At 36.3% G+C, this 14,792-nt stretch carries 16 protein-coding genes; 13 read left to right on the forward strand and 3 right to left on the reverse strand.

Annotated features, from left to right (window positions below):
* Positions 1 to 46 precede the first annotated feature (46 nt).
* From ABXH06_RS15765 to ABXH06_RS15810, 10 genes are all read left to right on the forward strand, one after another.
* Entirely contained in the window at positions 47 to 1,024 is a 978-nt protein-coding gene (locus tag ABXH06_RS15765; RefSeq protein WP_353518808.1) for a hypothetical protein, read from the forward strand.
* A 23-nt stretch (positions 1,025 to 1,047) separates the two neighbouring features.
* Positions 1,048 to 1,950 (forward strand): DUF350 domain-containing protein, encoded by a 903-nt coding sequence (locus ABXH06_RS15770; RefSeq protein ID WP_311580095.1) that lies wholly within the window; start codon positions 1,048 to 1,050, stop codon positions 1,948 to 1,950.
* Between the two features lie 22 nt (positions 1,951 to 1,972).
* Entirely contained in the window at positions 1,973 to 3,715 is a 1,743-nt protein-coding gene (locus ABXH06_RS15775) for a polyamine aminopropyltransferase (RefSeq protein WP_353518809.1), read from the forward strand.
* Positions 3,716 to 3,888: 173 nt separating this feature from the next.
* The gene (locus ABXH06_RS15780; RefSeq protein ID WP_311580089.1) at positions 3,889 to 4,302 is read left to right on the forward strand and encodes a YjfI family protein; all 414 of its coding nucleotides are present in this window, start codon (positions 3,889 to 3,891) and stop codon (positions 4,300 to 4,302) included.
* Between the two features lie 24 nt (positions 4,303 to 4,326).
* The gene (locus ABXH06_RS15785; RefSeq protein ID WP_311580086.1) at positions 4,327 to 5,016 is read left to right on the forward strand and encodes a PspA/IM30 family protein; all 690 of its coding nucleotides are present in this window, start codon (positions 4,327 to 4,329) and stop codon (positions 5,014 to 5,016) included.
* Between the two features lie 81 nt (positions 5,017 to 5,097).
* Positions 5,098 to 5,736 (forward strand): hypothetical protein, encoded by a 639-nt coding sequence (locus ABXH06_RS15790; protein WP_353518810.1) that lies wholly within the window; start codon positions 5,098 to 5,100, stop codon positions 5,734 to 5,736.
* Between the two features lie 2 nt (positions 5,737 to 5,738).
* Positions 5,739 to 6,059 (forward strand): hypothetical protein, encoded by a 321-nt coding sequence (locus ABXH06_RS15795; protein WP_311580080.1) that lies wholly within the window; start codon positions 5,739 to 5,741, stop codon positions 6,057 to 6,059.
* 13 nt (positions 6,060 to 6,072) lie between these two features.
* A complete protein-coding gene (locus ABXH06_RS15800) occupies positions 6,073 to 6,534 on the forward strand; it encodes an ion channel (RefSeq protein WP_353518811.1) in 462 nt (153 codons plus the stop codon).
* A 101-nt stretch (positions 6,535 to 6,635) separates the two neighbouring features.
* Positions 6,636 to 6,875 carry an LPP leucine zipper domain-containing protein gene (locus ABXH06_RS15805; protein WP_311580074.1) on the forward strand — a complete coding sequence of 80 codons (240 nt, stop codon included), beginning with the start codon at positions 6,636 to 6,638 and terminating at the stop codon, positions 6,873 to 6,875.
* Between the two features lie 121 nt (positions 6,876 to 6,996).
* Complete coding sequence (locus ABXH06_RS15810; protein WP_353518812.1) at positions 6,997 to 8,088, forward strand: HDOD domain-containing protein; 1,092 nt, start codon at positions 6,997 to 6,999, stop codon at positions 8,086 to 8,088.
* Here ABXH06_RS15810 and ABXH06_RS15815 read toward each other — a convergent pair.
* Entirely contained in the window at positions 8,074 to 8,979 is a 906-nt protein-coding gene (locus ABXH06_RS15815) for a L,D-transpeptidase family protein (protein WP_353518813.1), read from the reverse strand. The genes ABXH06_RS15810 and ABXH06_RS15815 overlap by 15 nt on opposite strands.
* A gap of 5 nt (positions 8,980 to 8,984) precedes the next feature.
* Positions 8,985 to 10,499 carry a CYTH and CHAD domain-containing protein gene (locus ABXH06_RS15820; protein ID WP_311580064.1) on the reverse strand — a complete coding sequence of 505 codons (1,515 nt, stop codon included), beginning with the start codon at positions 10,497 to 10,499 and terminating at the stop codon, positions 8,985 to 8,987.
* A gap of 151 nt (positions 10,500 to 10,650) precedes the next feature.
* On the opposite strand from ABXH06_RS15820, the gene ABXH06_RS15825 reads away from it, so the two are divergent.
* From ABXH06_RS15825 to ABXH06_RS15835, 3 genes are all read left to right on the forward strand, one after another.
* Positions 10,651 to 11,262 (forward strand): TIGR04211 family SH3 domain-containing protein, encoded by a 612-nt coding sequence (locus tag ABXH06_RS15825; protein ID WP_311580061.1) that lies wholly within the window; start codon positions 10,651 to 10,653, stop codon positions 11,260 to 11,262.
* 72 nt (positions 11,263 to 11,334) lie between these two features.
* Positions 11,335 to 12,858, forward strand: coding sequence for a capsule assembly Wzi family protein (locus tag ABXH06_RS15830; RefSeq protein WP_353518814.1), 1,524 nt, complete (start codon positions 11,335 to 11,337; stop codon positions 12,856 to 12,858).
* 106 nt (positions 12,859 to 12,964) lie between these two features.
* Positions 12,965 to 13,708, forward strand: coding sequence for a glycosyltransferase family 25 protein (locus tag ABXH06_RS15835; protein WP_353518815.1), 744 nt, complete (start codon positions 12,965 to 12,967; stop codon positions 13,706 to 13,708).
* Positions 13,709 to 13,721: 13 nt separating this feature from the next.
* Here ABXH06_RS15835 and ABXH06_RS15840 read toward each other — a convergent pair whose 3' ends face one another.
* A complete protein-coding gene (locus ABXH06_RS15840; protein ID WP_353518816.1) occupies positions 13,722 to 14,771 on the reverse strand; it encodes a CDP-glycerol glycerophosphotransferase family protein in 1,050 nt (349 codons plus the stop codon).
* Between the last annotated feature and the right edge of the window lie 21 nt (positions 14,772 to 14,792).

Consider the following 14,792-nt stretch of genomic DNA (forward strand, 5'->3'; position numbering starts at 1 on the left):
CTATTCAATTCTCTTTAATTTTCACCATAGCATTTTTGAGGGACATATGGCAGAAATGCACTATTATAAAAAATGGATATTTGCCTTTTTATTGATCATGGTAGGGTGTTCAGATCCAGTAAAAGAACAAATTACCCAACAAACCCCCATTACCGAGCAAAGAATTCTTCAGCTTGGCGAGGCGCTAGATCAAGGCCAAGTTAGAAACGCTAATTTAATCAAACAATACGCAAATAAATTACGCTCATTAAAGCCAGAACTTTCCGCTTTAATTGATGAGTTCGCGAAAGATGCAACGCAGCAAAGTCCTATGTTTATCGCGTTACAAGAACGTCTAAACACAGTAAAGACTCAACCGAACATGTTTGCGAATAACCAAGCTATATTCGATGAATTGCTCAATATTTATCAAGCAGCCGATCCTGTGCTTTATTCTGACGCATTGAGCGATCCATTAAACGTGCTTGCGGATATGTCTGATGGAGCCTTACCGAGAGTAAATGCATTACCAAAAGAGCAAAGTTTACGAGCCAATAATGCTCAAGACTTTGGTACGGGCGAACAGCTAATTGGTAACCCAAATTATGGACAGTGGACTACCGGCAGTAACGGCATGTCGTTTTGGGCTTGGTATGGCATGTATTCTATGATGGGGGATCTTTTCGGTTCTCGACGCGTTTATTACAACGATTGGGGAAGCCGAAGAAACTACAGCTATTATAATGACTATGGTCGCACACGTTACAGCTCCCCTAGTCAATTACGTAAACAGACTCAATTGGATACCCGCACGAGAAAGTCTTTTGAAAGTAGAGGGCAAAAATATACCAGTGCGTACAGCAAAAACCGTACGGGTTCGTCTAGTCTGTCAGGAAAAAGTAAAGTTGCACAAACCAGTGCAAAACGGTTTAACACTAAATCTTTTAATAAAAGCAGTTACGCAAAAAAATCTACAGCATCTAAAAACGCTAGCTTTCGCAATAGTTCGAGCACCACTTCTCGTAGCTTCAGACGTGGCAAATAACGAGAAGAGATCAAGGAAAAATTATGAATACATTTTTTGAGATAACAGGGTTAAGTCAAGAGTTAATCATTTATCTAGCCATAGATATAACCATTGCCATTTTATTGCTTGGTGCCATGAAATTTATTTCAGGTTTATCGGCACAAGTCAACGCCACGGATGAGTTATCTAGCCAAGATAATTTTGCCTTCGGCATCAGTGTTGCGGGAAGTATTGCTGCACTAGGCATAGTGTTAACAGGCGCAATTACCGGAGAAAATGCGCCAAGTTACCAAATGGAAATTATTGGAATGCTTTCCTATGGTGTGCTTGGTTTAATATTAATTAAAATAGGCCGTGTCATTCATGATCGCTTAGCGTTGAATCAAATTGATAAAACCGAACAAATAAAAGCGCGCAACATTACTGTTGGATTAGTAGATGCCGCAGGAGCTATTGCCACGGCCATTATCATCCGTGCGGTTCTTTTATGGGTTCACGGCATAGATGTGAGTACTTTTGTTGCTATTATTGCAGGTTTTGTTGTTTCGCAAGCTATGTTGGTATTAGTTACTCGCATAAAAGAACGTCAATACGCGAAAAACAATCAAAATGATAGTATGCAAGAAGCTTTCGCAAATGGCCAAGTTGCGCTTGCTATACGGTATGCTGGCCAAGTAATAAGTACCGCACTAGCCGTTACCGCTGCCAGTTACTTTTTTGAGTATAATCCAGAAACTTTAGTCTCTACCTTAACGGCTTGGTTAATATTTAGTGTTGTGATGACGATACTTGTATCTCTATTAACTACATTGGCAAAAAGCATTATATTATGGGGAATTAACTTAGTTGAAGAAGTTGATCAACAGCATAATATTGGCGTCGCAAGTGTTGAAATGGCGATAAGTATTTCAATAGCACTTATTTTAACCGCATTAATGGCATAAATTGACTCGTTAACCTTTATTAGTGAAAAACGCACAAAAGCCTAAGGTAAATAAGCATCAAGTTTTAAATAAATCATTTATTTGGCATGACTTGCTGCTTATTATTACCATGGCTGTATTGGCCGGTTGTGGCCTAATATACGAATACTTATTATCGCATTACGCTGGCAGAGTGTTAGGCGTGATGGAAAGTGCTATCTATACCATGATAGGACTGATGATTGTTTCTATGGGTTTAGGGGCTTTTGCCGCACGAAAAATAACCTGTGCTTTTAATGGTTTTGTTTGGCTTGAACTGATTATTGCATTTTTAGGTACAAGTTCCATTCTCATTATTGCCAGTTTGATCGCAGCAACTCAATTACTGCCGCAAATTATTGCCGATACATTTTCTTTACCACCCGATGCCTTACCCCGAGGGGGCTTTTTCAAACAAATAAGCTATTTAGCTTTTAATAGTCCATATTTTTTTGGATTATTACTCGGTTTTTTCATTGGTATGGAAATTCCGTTAATCGCGAAAATACGTGAACAAATTCATCAAAAACATCTAGCTAATAATTTAGGTACCATCTACGGGGCAGATTATATTGGTGCGGGTATTGGTGCGGCAATATGGGTGTTATTTTTATTAACCATTGATATCAGTAAAGCCAGCGCTTTGACGGCAGCCTTAAATTTAATTGCCGGTTTTGTCTTTATCACTTGTTATTGGCAAAAACTTCATTGGCGTAAATTATTAGTCGCTTTTCATGGCTTGTTACTTATTGGTATTTTTTTTATATATCAGCAAGGTAATCAGTGGTTAATGCAATTAAGTAACTTATTGTATTTAGACAATGTGGTTTACACCGATAAAACACGTTATCAACAACTCACGTTTACTGAACGACAAATGGGCTTAGAACAGCAACCTATCATTAACTTTTATCTTAATGGACGATTACAATTTTCGTCATCAGATGAGCATATTTACCATAATTACCTTGTTGCTCCTGCACTTGCCGGCTCAGCACGACAAGACAATATTTTAATCATCGGTGGCGGTGATGGCCTTGCATTAAGAGATGTATTAGCTTGGCAGCCCAAACACGTTACATTAATCGACTTAGACCAAGAACTCATCGAACTATTTAAACAGCCCAGTGAAACGCTGCCAGCATCCCTTGCTCGAAAAATAACTCAGCTAAATCAACAAAGTCTCTCTCACCCTAATGTTGAATTAATTTATAGTGATGCTTTTATTGCCATAGATAATTTATTGAAACAACAAAAATCTTTTGACAGTATTATTGTTGATTTACCTGATCCTAGCCATCCTGATTTAAATAAACTTTATTCCGTTAATTTTTATGCTCGTTTAAACCAGTTATTATCCGGAGATGGACTCATAACCATACAATCGACAAGTCCATACCACGCAAAAGCAGCCTTTTTATCGGTAGGTGAAACCGTAAGAGCTGCAGGCTTTTCAGATGTTCAACAATACCATGATAACGTTCCTAGCTTTGGTGAATGGGGTTGGACAATCGCCTCAAAGCGTGGATTAAGTCCGTTAGCTAGGTTTCATACCCTTGATAAATTTCAGGTTGAACAGCAATGGTTAACCTTACCTATGTTAATTGGTGCCTTTGAATTTTCACAAAATTTTTATTCTAAGCAAGGTAAAGCGGCTATAAATTATTTAGGTAGCCATACTATTTATCAACTACATCAAAAGGCTTGGCGCAATCAACAAGGACTTGAAAATGCTTACACACAGTAGTTACTTTGTTAAAAAACTACAATATTGACTGTATAAGATAAACTTAATTTACAGAAAAATTAAATCAGCGCTTGACATATTATGTCACGATGCTAAATTTACAACATCGACATAATATGTCGTGGGTTAATAAAGTTATTGCAACGACCCTTTGATAAAACATGAGGAACAACATGAATATTCACAAAATTGCTAACCATTTGAATGCATTGGCAGATAACTCAGAAACCGGGATGGTTTTTGACTGTCAACCAATTTCAGGCGAAGTTGACGTACTACAAATAACGGTTATCGGCCGTGAAGAGTTACCCGTATTTGTTTCGGTTACTGATGATCAAATTCTTTGCATTACGTATTTATGGGGCACAGAAGAAGTGAAACCGGAATGTTTAGCGGAAATGCACGAAAGCATGCTAGAAATGAATATCCCTATGCCACTTTCATCATTTTCTAAAATTGGCGATAAATATGTCATTTTTGGCGCTTTATCAATTGGGTCGACGTTTGATGATATTGAACATGAACTTGCCGTCTTAAATAACAATGCCATCGAAGTGATCGATGACATGAGCGACTACTTAATTTAAGCAACCACCTTTTGGAGTATTATTATGAGCATTTTTAAAAAAATTATGACCGCTATCCGTGGTGGTGCAACTGAAGTTGGCGAAGGCATTGTAGATGCAAACGCGACGAGAATTTTTGAACAAGAAATTCGTGATGCTGAAAACCACTTAACCAAAGCTAAACGAGATTTAACTGGCGTAATGGCTCAACAAATGGCATCAAGTCGTGAAGTTGACCGTATTAAACGTGAGATTACAGAACACGAAGGTTATGCAGTTCAAGCCTTAGAAAAAGGTGATGAAACATTGGCATTAGCTGTTGCGGAGAAAATCTCAACTTTAGAGGGTGAATTAACAACCCAACAACAAGCACTTGATAGTTTTGAAGGTAATGCAAATCGCTTAAAAGAATTAGTGAAGAAAAGTGAACGCCAAGTACAAGAATACAAACGTCAACTTTCCATGGTGAAAACCACAGAAAGTGTGCAAAAGGCTACGTCTGCTATTACAGACAACTTTTCTTCGAGCAATTCTAAACTTCTTAACGCGAAAGATTCATTAGAACGCATCAAAGCTAAACAACAAAAGTTTGATGACCAAATGAAGGCCGCTGAGGTGTTAGAATCTGAAAATTCAGACAGCTCACTTGAAGCTCAATTAAAAGAAGCAGGAATTGGCGCAACTGACAACAATGCAAATTCTGTATTAGAGCGTTTAAAAGCCAAGCAAAAGTAACTTGTTTATACGTAAATACTAAGCGCCTACTTGATACCGTCGAGTAAGCGCTTGTTTGTCATAACATAAACTGGGATAACGATGAGCTTTTTTAAAAAAATATTCAACAAAGATGAAACTGCCCGCCAAGTCAATCAAGCCAAAGATTTATTAAAAGGTGACATTATAGTATTAACGGACAGTTTTGCTTTGCCTGAAAACTTAAGAAATCAACAATTTCAAGTCAGTGAAATCAATAGCTACGAATATGAGAATCAAGTAGACACCGAATGGGTGCTAACTGGCAATGACGATACTGAATTATATTTAACCTTAGATATTGATGATAAAACCTATTTAAAGTTTTCTTTAAAAATTCAGCATGACGATGTTGAAACTTTATTTGATCTTGATGAATTCTCAACGATATTTGAAGAGCCTGGACAAGCTTTTTTAACCCGAAAAACAGATAGCCATTTATCACAGGGCTGGACGAGTGAACAATATCAACAATCTCAATTTTCTACGGTAGGCTATTTTCATCGTAAAGATCATCGTAGCGAAAGTTTATCCGCTTATGAAGGTAAAGACGCTGGTGAACAATTTGAACTTTATCAACTTTTAGATAAAGATCAATCGCGCGGTATTGAGTTAGAAGTTTGGCAAGATGGCGACACTGATGTATTTTTAACGATATACCGACCAACAACAGATATTATAGACATGTTTCCAGGAAGTTAATTGTGAGTAGAAAACTACCAGAAAAATGGCAATCATCCGTAAAAGCAGCAAAAGCAACCCAAGTCGCTTTTGATATGGATGAAAAAATTCAGTTAAGCATAAGAAGAGAAGCCCTTGAAGTTGGTTTAAGCCCTTCAGACAAAATAAGAGATATTTTAGGCTTACCTGTGAATAAAAAACCCAAACGACCTAGATTAACCGTTAGTCTGTCTGCTGATGATTATGTTGTTTTAGCAAAAAAATATCACTTAGCACCAGAACAACAACTGGAAATTAAAAAGAAATTGATGGATGATTTAATACAATACGTTAGTCAACAATAATAAAGTCACTCTCATGAAACCATCATTAAAATCATACACTATTGACGAATTTGGTGTAAAAAATTACAACTCGTTTTATTTATTACTGATCACTATCGCTGTGCTTTATGGTGTCATCGCCCTACTTTCCTTTCCATTATATCAATACGAGCTTGCCTCAGAGCATAGTAACATTAGATCTTATAAAGATGCCTTTTGGACACTGCAAATGAGTGCAAGTACTATCGGCTTTGGTGATTTCTATCCGGTAACCTTACCTGGGCGAATCATTGTCGCTGCAATGTTTTATATTGGAGTAGGTATGGTGGGTTTTGTCGGCGCACAATTTGTTAATAAATTTGTCGGCTTTTCAGATACCAATGTAAAAAATAGAGAGCTTAGAAAACAAAATAAAGAGATTCTAGCTCACAACAAACATCTCGAAAAAAAGATAGACAGTATTCTTGAGAAGGTTGAAAAGATCACCTCAAAATAAAGTTGTTAATTCTTGGTACCATTTGAATTGCTTGTCTTTATCACGTAATCTAGAAGCTAATCTGCTGAAAATAATACTTAAAGAGTATCAAGGAAACGTATATGTTAACTAAAACATTGTTCACTGTAGTCTTAATCTCATTTCTTACCGGTTGTGCAAGCTCTGATAATATGGAACAACAAGTCAGCACGCTTTCTAATAAAGTTGATAAGTTGACCATGCAAGTATCTAAATTAAATGCTCAACAAGCTAAAAACACTGCGGAAATTAATGCCCTTAAAGCCGCAAATGACAAAACTAAACAGCGCATGGATAACATCGCTAAAAGTTATAAAAAATAATATTGTCATCACAATGCATAATTGGAAGAATAGAGCTAATATAATAATTACTTAGCTCTTTTTTCGAAACTAATTACCCAGTTTCATACGATGAATAGAGGAAATTCTCATTTTTCTTCAATTGGTAAAGTCATTATTTTCTTCTCGCAAAAAAGCGATAGAGCAAGCCAATTATTTATATTTCGAAGATTCTAAAACCCCGGCTATTGAAGTAGATAAAGTAACGGTTGCATCCCCTCCCCCTTCTGAGCGTCAACCAATAAAGATCACCAACCAGTTTGATGAACTGTCAGATAAGTTTTCTGATTACTTATTCGGCAAATCAACCGATAACCATCAGCGCGATGAGTTAAGTCAGTACGTTGAAACAGAGATTATTAAATTACTCGATTATCCTAAAGAATTAGTAAAATCATTACCTGTATTACCGCTTTCATTAACTACCTTGATTAACGAACTCAAAAATGATGATTTCAATACCGACCTACTGATCAGTATTATTAATAAAGAGCCAATGGTAGCAGCTAAAGTCATTGAGCTGGCTAATTCGGCTAAATATAATAACCATAACCGAGAAATCACTGAGTTAAAATCTGCCTTTATGACTATAGGGGCAAATGGCTTAAGTGAAGGGATCATTGTTCATTACTTAAAACAAATGACGCCTACGTCTAATGTATATTTTAAGCAATACGGTGAAAAAATATGGCAGCACAGTTTAGAAACGGGTAATAATTGTCAAAATATAACTTCTTTAAGCGAGTGTTCAGCGGATCAAGCCACAGCATATTTAATCGGTTTAATTCTAAATTTAGGGGCCATGGTTGTCTTTCAGGTACTGATCGAAGCGTTTAGTTTTGTAAATCCAAACTGCACTCCAGACTCGAGTGCATTTAAAGTATTATTGAAACAATATTCCCCCAGAATTACCTACCAAATAGCGAATTTTTGGCGATTACCAGAAAAAGTGACTCAAACATTAAAATTACAACTTTATATTAGAGATGAAGTGTCATTGGCAAATATTTCAAAAAAATACCCTATAGCGGGCTACACTTTTGAAGCAAATGTACTAAGCCAACTCAATATACTTTATAACGCAGAGAAAATTTCCGAAGACGAATTATCTGAGATCTCACAAACCATTTTGTATTCAAAGCAAGCTAAAGCCATGTTAATTTCGTTACAAAACCAAGAATCACCTCAAGGGTAATGACTCCACTAAACCACTCGGTTGTTCTAATCTTTGTTTGATAATGTGACTTTGTTGATCGTCATGTTGAATAAATTGTGCTACCGCCTCTGTAAAAAAATTCTTCCCTATATTCTCTTCATCAGACAAAGGCTTATGTATTTCAATTAACTTTTGACCATCCTGTTCGTAAGACATTTTTATCGGCTGTTCAACAATGCGGACTTGCGTACCAACCTTGATATTGTAATAAAGCCATTCAATATCTTCAGCATACATTCGAATACAACCAGAACTGGCTCGCAATCCAATCCCCATGCGTTTATTAGTACCATGAATTAAATATTCACTACTCGCGAGACGTAATGCATATTTACCAAAAGGATTATCAGGACCTGCAGGGATCACTTTCGCCATTTCTTTGCCATGTACTTCTTTATATCGGTCTCGCATTTCTTGAGGTGGAGTCCAGGTAGGATTTTTACGCTTATCGCCGATATAACTGATCACTCTTGGAGTTGTTAATCCTTGACGACCGATGCCAACCGGAAATACATAGACTAAAGGTTCATTCGGCGGAAAATAATACAGTCGTAACTCAGCTAAATTAATAACAATACCTTTACGTTCAGCATAAGGTAGCAACATTTGCTTCGGTATTTCTAGCAAAGTGCCTTTGGTAGGCAAAAAAGGATCAACGTTTGGATTCGCCGCAATTAACGCTAAGAAACCAACATTATGGTATTCACTTAAGGCTTGAAAATAATCCCCTTGCTCAACTAGGTAGGTAACTTTTTCGCCAATTAATTTTGAATTGCCCGCAGGTAATTGATACACGCTTGCCACACTAGCAAAGGAGAAACTCCCAAAAATAATGACGAAACTTCGCAGTGACTTAATAAGCTTTGTCATAAAAATTAAGTTAACCAATAGGCTGGCAATGACAACGCTAAATTTTTACTATGGGTTAACGCGATCAGTAAATTTTCAACTTTACTTTCTTGCCAATCTAATATTTTTTTATTATTAGCTTCGTTCACTATTTCAGCTTTTTCTAATTGCTGTTTAATAATCCATAAGCTTTGTAGTTCACGTAAACCTAATTGAATATCTTGAAGCGGCATACGATATTCGCTGCGTTGTTTGGCATCAAAAAAACTACCGAACCAATTTCCGGTCAACAAACTACGATGCAAACGTTTACGTTGTGATAAATATTTCTCGGCGTCCATTGAGGTTAACGTAGCCATTTCAGTATTGAGTAACGCCAAACTTTCAGAAAGTTTTTGCTTGGCGAAGGGAATTAAAGGCTCTTGCGTAGTATTTGTAAAATACTGTTGTCGGTTTTGACAGGTGATCATCCGCAGTAACGATAAAAGTAAGCCATTAAAACGTTCACTATGCAGTAATTGGCTTACCATTACTTTATCGGGAAAGCGGCGTTTTTCTAATTTGAGTTGTTCTATCAATTGCTCACTATAGTCTAATTTTTTTCGATAATTACCTGTTTTTGTCATTAACTCTCGAAAATATATCGCACTATCAACCCATGCAAATAATTGAATAAAATAACTTAACTCTTGTCGTATCGCTAAACTCTGTTTAGATAGTTTCTCATCAAACAACCAAAATCCCTGTCTTAATAAAGCCAACACATCAACAAGCTCAGCTAACTTATGTAACCGTTTATCATTAAGATATTGCTCTATCGTAACTTGGGTTAGTTGCAAGCAATGACGAATACCATCAATAAAACAGGTTTCTATATTATCGGCATTACTGTGTAAATCTAATTCAAGTTCCACATCTTCAACTTGTTGTTTATTAAAATATAATCGATAACCTCTCGCCGCTTTACTTTGTGTTCCGGGACGTAAAGATAATGATTTAAATAAACACTCGGCAAGCGAAAATAAACCTTCTCTTTCACCAGAAACTAATTCTAATTCCAGCTCACAAATTTCAAGTGAGCGACCTTGAGAAGAAATTTCACCTTGATCAAATGCCAACTCAATCACACTATTTTCCATGGTGATAAGCCAGATTTCTCGAGTGAAGTCGGTATTAAACAAAGGAATTATTTGCGTCTGTAATTGTTGTGCAGTTTTACTATTGGGCCAAATCTCTGTTGGAAATAAAGTAAGATCAGGATAAGGGGCACTTATATCAACATTGTATTCTGGGCGTTGATGTAAGCCACCAACAACAATACCCGCAGTTTTAATTGTTTGTTCAATTTGGCTTCCACAAACGCGAATTCTCAGCCCCATATCTAAATGACGTAAAGCAAGTTCAGGTGTATCAAAATAGCAATTAGATAATTGTTTTACCTGATGCGTGTAAGTTAATGCGTTTTCTGTTAATAAATTAAAAATTTTTGCTGAAACATCATCACTGTTCGTTAAATATTTAAGCTCGACTTCTGTAGCCATACTTACCTTTATCGTATTTTACGATATAAACCTATTTGAAAAGATTAACCTTACAAAAGCTCTAACCATGAAGCAATATTTTTCGCTTGCTATCGTCGCGACAAACCCATAATATTTTCACCTAGAATCATATCCGTTTTTTGGTAACTAAATGAAATTAATAAAATGTTTGCTCGCTAGTTTTCTTTTTATCTTAAGCTTTAACTCTTTCGCGCAAGAAACTGCACAAACAACTGAAGAAAATCGCACTGTAGCATATATCTCTGATGATTTATTTATCTATATGCATGCAGGTCCGGGTAATAATTATCGTATTTTAGGCAGTATCAATGCAGGCGAAGAAGTTTCATTAACCGGTAAATCGGCAAACGATTATACAGAAATCATTGATAACAAAAATCGTGTTACTTGGGTTGAATCAAAATATGTAAGTACCACGCCGGGGCTAAGAGTAGCAATAGCTGAACTTAATGGAAAGCTTGCTAGCAGTGAAGAAAATAGCTTAAAAATATCTGCTGATTTTACCCAAGCTAACAATAATATTGCACAATTAACCGCAGATAATAGTCAATTAACTGATGAGATCACCGCTTTAAGAAAGCAGTTAACGCAAACACAATCACAACTTTCTAATCAAGATTTAGCCATAAAGAAAGAATATTTTTTCAATGGCGCGATCGTGTTAGCTATAGGTTTAATTTTAGGCTTAGTGTTACCAAGATTGTCTGCACGCAAAAAAGGCTCTATGGAAAGCTGGAAATAAAGAGTCTAACACCCTCTTTTATAAAGCATTTTAACTACCTTTACTTCAGCTCTAATGATTGAATACTATATTGTGAAATACCAAAAATTTTTAAAATACCATAAATTCCATTATGTCTTACTTTTTTTATGCCTTTCTGCACATGCAGAACCGTGGATTGATAGCTCAAATTTATTTTTAAGGGAAAATATTCAACACCTAGTAGATGCGGGTTATATAACGACACCTGTCACCACTTTTCCTTTAATGTGGTTTGATATTGCGCAAGACTTAAAAAAAATCCCTTACTTCAAACTTAATCAATCTGAAATAGACGCCTATAACTATATACAGCATCAATTACAGTTAGCCAAAAGAAATCAAACCCGTATTAAAGCAACTTTTGCTACTGAAGATAATCGTTTTGCAAGTTTTGGCGACACATATAGAGCTAAAAATAGTTTTACGATTCATAATAGTTTTATGAGTGATACATTCGCGTTGAATCTGTCTCCTAGCTATAATGTGTCGCCTACTAAAGACGATGAAAAACATTTTGATGGCAGTTATCTCGCTGGATTTTGGGGGAATTGGGTTATTTCTGTTGGCAAACAAGACAGATGGTGGGGACCCGGTTGGGATAGTAACTTAGGGTTAACTAACAATGCTAAGCCAATTCCTGCGATCGCGATTTCAAGGAAATCAGCAGCCCCTTTTAGCGTTCCTTTTACTGAAATATCAATACCTTGGACAGTTACTTCTTTTATGGGAGTAATGGATGATAACCGAGTCATTAAAGACACTTTATTATGGGGCTTTAGACTCAATTTCATACCGATACCAAACTTAGAAATAGGAATAACACGATTAGCGCAATGGGGGGGAAAAGGTCGGCCCAAAGGCTCCTCAACTTTTTGGAATGTTTTCATTGGTAAGGACAATTGTGGTGCTGGTGGTCTTGAATGTTTGGCTGATGGTTCCCAAGAACCAGGTAACCAACAAGCAGGCTATGATTTTAGGTATTCATTCAGCTTACTCGATACCGCTTTTGGCTTATACGGACAGTCCATAGCTGAGGATGGCAATGATAACAGCTCATTCAGCTTTTTAACTGAAGTCCAGTCACAAATTGGCATGGATGTACGTATCAATCTTTTTGAAACTAGTTCTACTTTCTTTGTCGAATATGCTGATACTTACACAGACTGTGTTGACGAAGATACTATCGACGTTGGCAATTGTTTTTATGAGCATCATATTTATCAAACGGGAATGCGTTATGAACAACGTACGCTTGGAAACTTATACGATAATGACGCAAGTAGTTTAGTTTTTGGCCTGATTTCAAACATTAGTTCCAATACCCGTATGACAATTAAACTACGTAACCTGAGATTGAACAAAGACAATAGCGACAAAAATAGCGAAAGTCTTATTATTGGTAACCCGCTGACAAAATATGCTGAAAATACCACTATGCTTTCCACGAAAGTGCAACATAGTTATCGAAACTGGCGTTACACCGTTGGTTTAGATATCAGTCAATCAACGTTTAAAAACGCAATTGCAGATAAAAAGAAAGCTAACTTATTCTTATCTGTTGAATACAACCTTTAATGAGTTTTTCATTCGAAGCATGGTTATTGATGAGCGACTATACATTAATACTGTTATACCTTATTTTAGTACATAAATTCATTTTGAAAATTAATAAGCCCCTACTATGCATATAAATAACTCTTGTCCTGTCTATATAATCAATCTAGATTGTGCTCAAGATAGAATGGCGAATATGCATGAACAATTAATTAATTTGAATATTGATTATACTCGTATTTCCGCAGTCAAAGGGGTAGATTTATCCGAGGCTGAGATCAACCAAGTTTATTCTTCAACCCTTAATAATCAATATTTTAGAGCTGGTTTAAGTTTAGGCGAAATAGGCTGCTACATGAGCCACAGAAATGTCTGGCGTAAAATGGTCGCCGAAAACATAGCCTATGCGGTGATACTAGAAGACGATATGCTATTAACTCCCCAGTTTAGGGAAATTTTTCAATATAGCGACACCTTTAAACACTACGACTTGATCAAACTCGCTGACAACAGAGATCATCAACCAAAACATAAAAAACAGCTAGGGGATGATTTTGAATTAATTAATTTCACCAAAATTCCTAATTGTGCCACCGGTTATACTTTAAGTCTTGCAGGCGCGAAAAAACTATTAGCCAGAGAAAAGTTTTATCGACCTGTCGATATTGATATGCAATTTTGTCGTGAACTTAATTTGTCAGTATTCGGTTTACGTCCATACCCAATTACAGAAAATAAAAATATGGTCAGTAACATAGTCACCTTAAATGGTGGCTTTCACGGTAAAAAAAGTACCAGTTTTATTAGAAATATTAAATATCGTGTCCATTTGTGGTGGCATAGAAAAAATTATATTTCTGGTGAACTTTAGATAACCGCTAAACTTACCAAAACTTCCAATAATTCAATTGCTTTCGCATTTTAAATTGTCGCAATAAATTTAGTGGTTTCTTTCTAGCAGGTATATTTTTACCCGCCAACATTTCATCTACGGCGTCTAATACGCGCTGCGAAGACTTACCATCTTGGTATGGATGTGTATCATTAATAAAGCGTTGGATATTATCCATTAACTCTTTGGGTCGGCTTAAAGCTTGAGTAATGGTTGCTTCCAACAAATTAGGATCTCCAATATCTAACATATAATCTTTTGGCGCGATATTGTTAAAGGTAACCACAGGCTTATGTTGTAATAAAAACATAATGAGCACAGAGGATGTGTCACAAACCATGACATCAGCTTGTTGTAATAACGGAATAACATCGTCAGTTTCAACAAAGGTTAAATAGTCATTTTGAATCGCTTTATATTGCTCAACAATAGTTTTATTCATTTTAGGATGAAACTGAATCAACCAACGCCATTTACCGGTTTTGCTCAAACGTTTTACCGTTTCAAACAAATGGGGAGCACAAGTTAAGTGTTTAGAGAATGTAGAACACATTAATATGGTTGGTATGTTATTCTCGGTAACGAATGGTTTAGCTTGGAATAAAGGATCTAACGCGCACCAACCTGTCTCTTTCACACTAAATGTTTGATGACTTTCAGCTAACTTAGAAAACTGTACGGTGGATTCTGGGCCTTGTGTGCAATAAAGATCAAAGCAATTACGGACTTTGTAATGATCGTTATTTCCTCTTTTATCTAACTTTCCCGCATCAAAGCCATGAAAAACAGCCACATTAATGCCAGGGAAAAAGGTAGGTGCAATGTTTGCAGGATATAACACAGCATCAGGAGAGTATGCCATGACTTCTTCAACTGAATGTAGTACTTTTTCATCAGAGTGAAAATACGCTTGATTTACATTTGAGCCTTGTATAAACCATGCAACTTCAGCATTTCGATTTAATATGGCGCTTTGCACTGGTCTTAAAATAGCGAAACTATAATTCTGTGAGATATTAAGCAGATACTTTCTTACGGTCATAAAACTACGAAAAATTACTAA

The sequence above is a fragment of the Thalassotalea sp. SU-HH00458 genome (assembly GCF_040362795.1).
GTDB classification, from domain to species: domain Bacteria; phylum Pseudomonadota; class Gammaproteobacteria; order Enterobacterales; family Alteromonadaceae; genus Thalassotalea_H; species Thalassotalea_H castellviae.